At 44.6% G+C, this 350-nt stretch carries 1 pseudogene; it reads left to right on the top strand.

Annotated features, from left to right (window positions below):
- A pseudogene (locus HC176_RS17965) lies at positions 1-350 on the top strand (DDE-type integrase/transposase/recombinase); the annotation flags it as partial.

The following is a 350-nucleotide window of genomic DNA, read 5'->3' on the forward strand; positions in this document are numbered from 1 at the left end:
ACGGGAAAAAAACTGCATATCGTTGATAAGGATACCGGAGAACTTATTCCTGTAGAAGTGTTTATAGCTATCCTTCCCAATAGCCAGTATACTTACGTAGAGGCTAGCTTAAGCCAAAAACGAGAGGATCTTATCACCTCTTGCGGTAATGCATTACAGTTTTATGGAGGTGTCCCAAAAGCTATTGTCTCAGACAACTTAAAATCGGCAGTGACCAGAGCCAGTAAATATGAGCCGGAGATCAACCGGAGCTTTAAAGACTTTGCCCGCCACTATAACTGTGTGATTAATCCAACCCGCAGCTATGCCCCACAGGATAAAGCCCTGGTGGAGAATGCAGTTCACCTGGT

This window comes from Tamlana crocina (genome assembly GCF_012037625.1).